This is a genomic window from Streptomyces sp. NBRC 110611 (assembly GCF_001590865.1).
Classification (GTDB): Bacteria; Actinomycetota; Actinomycetes; order Streptomycetales; family Streptomycetaceae; genus Streptomyces.
Genome location: NZ_BBUY01000062.1, coordinates 1 through 2,956 on the forward strand (window position 1 = coordinate 1; position 2,956 = coordinate 2,956).

2 protein-coding genes and 2 pseudogenes are annotated in these 2,956 nt (G+C 61.1%); 3 read left to right on the top strand and 1 reads right to left on the bottom strand.

Annotated features, from left to right (window positions below; translation table 11 throughout):
* Positions 1-264: 264 nt before the first annotated feature.
* Complete coding sequence (locus AZE13_RS36630; RefSeq protein WP_147264826.1) at positions 265-687, bottom strand: hypothetical protein; 423 nt, start codon at positions 685-687, stop codon at positions 265-267.
* A gap of 415 nt (positions 688-1,102) precedes the next feature.
* Here AZE13_RS36630 and AZE13_RS39520 point away from each other — a divergent pair.
* The 3 genes and pseudogenes from AZE13_RS39520 to AZE13_RS39530 form a co-directional block, all read left to right on the top strand.
* Positions 1,103-1,333: pseudogene (locus AZE13_RS39520) on the top strand (helix-turn-helix domain-containing protein); the annotation flags it as partial.
* A gap of 231 nt (positions 1,334-1,564) precedes the next feature.
* Positions 1,565-2,296, top strand: a pseudogene (locus AZE13_RS39525) (transposase family protein).
* Between the two features lie 22 nt (positions 2,297-2,318).
* Positions 2,319-2,738 carry a hypothetical protein gene (locus AZE13_RS39530; protein WP_220127649.1) on the top strand — a complete coding sequence of 140 codons (420 nt, stop codon included), beginning with the start codon at positions 2,319-2,321 and terminating at the stop codon, positions 2,736-2,738.
* The last annotated feature ends 218 nt before the right edge of the window (positions 2,739-2,956 follow it).

Sequence of the window (2,956 nt, forward strand, 5' to 3'; positions counted from 1 at the left end):
GGGATGGCCCGTTCGTCACGCCACCGTCAACACCCAGCGACCACACCACCCTCAGGCCGTACGCATGAAAAAGGCTCCGGACAACACCGAAACATCCTGAGCCCCGCCCATGAACTCGGAAGATAAACGACCTTACCAACGCCACACAAGACAGTGATCACGCCAGTTGACCATCCGCAACCAACATCGGCGTGTCGCTGTGTACATGCGGAAATGCAACCTCCAAAATAGCCCTGGCTGCAAACATGAGGTTTTACGCCGACACTACACCTTATCCAAACCCTTCTCTTGATCACTCGTGAGCGCCGGAGCATCCTTCGCTTCAGGGTTAACCTTACCGATATCCTCACTAAAGACGCTCTTCACATAGTCAATGTAACCTTGAGAAGTAGGCTTCTCGCCGCCCAGGATACCCTTTACTGCCTTCCAGATGGTAGTGACGAATTTCCCCCCGCAGCCCTCAACACCAAACTCAACAGCATACTTGAAGAGTTTAGCCACTGCAGCAACTTTCCCCCCAAAAGCTTTCACAACACCTCTAGTTAGTTTATTATTGCCTTTATATTTACCTTCCCAGTACTCCTTGACCTTATCAATTCTAACCTTGCCTGTACCTCCCTTCTCACTCATAAATTTCTTAAATTCAACGGAAACTCCGCCAGGGAAGCACTTCTTACCTACAGCCACTAAAGTCGCAATAGCGGTAGCCGGGTCGACTAGGCGCTCCCCTTCCGATGGCGCGTCAGCTTGCCGCCCCCCGGCGATCTGGTCCCCCAGGTTACGTTCCTTCAATAATTGACCACTTAGTGAAGTATTGACAACTTTTCCCTTAATTGGGGCGGCGGCGACCGCAGCCGCGCCCCCGAAGGAGATTAATGCAACACACAGTAAGAGTGATACGTGACGCAGAACACTGCTGCGCAAATTGGCTTTCACTTTAACCAGCCTCCTCTAGCGTCTCGTGATGCTGTTTATGTAACCTGAGGCGTCTGTGATCGTTGAGTCTAGTATGGATCTCTCCTCTGAACGGATGGCTGAGCTGCGGGAGTTGCGGGTTCGTGGGATGTGCTGCCTTTCGTGGCGCTTCGCGCACGGATCGTGATTGTGGTCGGCCGAAGGGCGTCCGCGAAAGGACATCGCCGAGCTCGCCGGTGTGGCACCGCTGACGGTGGACCGCTGCAAGTCCCGCTACGACGAGCGGGGCGTTGCCGGGCTGGAGGACAAACGCCGAGGCGGGCCACGAACTCAGGTGACGCCTCAGGTGCGGGCCCGGGTGATCGCCTTGACGAGGATGTCTCCGCTGGCGGATTCCGGGCTCTCGCACTGGTCGACGCGAACGCTGGCCGGCCAGTTGAAGCGGCGCGAGGGCATTTCGGTGTCCTGGAGTCTTTTCCACGTGTACGGCCTGAGGGTGGTGTGGTCGTTGGGTGTTGACGGTGGCGTGACGGACGGGGCATCCCGCTGGTTGGCAGGTCACCACAACCAGCCTGACCTGCGGAGATGCCCCGTGTTCTCCTATCCTGCCGCATGCGACCTCGACGAGGACCTCCTGGAGCTGGTGACGATGGTCCTCGTCGCGGCGGAAGACGACCGGTCCTGCAGGCTCCGGCCGGTCGACCGGGCCCGGTGCACCCTGGTCCACCTGTGTAAGCACGACACGCTCGAACAGCTCGCGGCTGGCTTTGCCATCGGCACGGCGACCGCCTGGCGCTATGTGAACCACACGATCGGGCAACTCGCCAGGTTCGCTCCCTCGTTGACGGAAGCACTCACCAGCCACCACGCCAACGGGTACGCGCTGCTGGACGGCACCGTCGCCGAGACCGACCGGGTAGCGGCCACGGGGCACTTCTCCGGAAAAGTCCGCCGGGAAGGCGTGAACCTGCAGGTCATCACGGCCGAGGAGGGGAGACTGCTGTAGCTCTCGCCCGCCCCGCCCGGCAGCACCCACGATGTGAAGGCCACCCGTGAACACGGCATCATCGACATCTGCACCCAGCTGCACCTGGAGATCCTTGCGGACCAGGGGTACCAGGGCGCCGGCGGCACCGTGATCACACCGATCAAGCGCTGTCCACAGACCGAACTCCCCTACAAACACAAGAGGTCGAACACAGTCCACGCCGCCCTACGCACTCCAGTCGAGCGAACGACCTCCCGGATCAAGCAGCGGAGGATCTTCCGCCATGCCCGCATCAGCCCGAACAGACTCACGTCAGTCGCCACCGCGATCCTCACCCTCATGATCTACACATCAAAAAGGCTCCTGGCATTACGTTGCCCGCATCTGGCGTGAGGAGAATCTGAAACCGCACCGTTTGGGCACCTTCAAGATCTCGAAAGACCCGGCGTTCGCACAGAAGGTCACCGACATCGTCGGTCTGTACCTGGCCCCGCCCGGCGATGCCGTGGTGCTGTCGGTCGACGAGAAGACGCAGGTGCAGGCGCTGGACCGGACCCAGCCGGTGCTGCCGGTGGCCTTCGCGGCAGCTGAGAAGCGCACCCACGACTGCGTCCGGCACGGCACCACGCACCTGTTCGCCGCGCTGAACGTCACGACCGGTGAAGTGCTGGGCGAGTGCAAGCCGAACCGGAACGGCGCGAACGTCCTGGCGTTCCTGAAGAAGGCCGTCAAGCCGCATGCGGGGAAGGAGGTCCATGTCGTCCTGGACAACCAAATCCTGTGTGTAGGCGGTTCCAGATCGCCCCGGCTGGGGCTTCTGGACTGGCTGCTGTGACGGGCGCCTCGCGTTCTCCCGGCTTCTGAAGCCTCGTGAAAGAGCGGTCCTGTCATGGTGGTGGGTTTCACGGTGATCACGTGGGCGCCGGGCTGACGCCTGTGTTCCCCCGGGCCCGTGAGGTCTTCAGAGAGAGCGGCGGGCCCGGCGTCTTCGGGCCACCGTGAAACCCACCAGCATCCGCTGGACGTTGGCGTTGTGAGCCTGCCGCAGGGGGG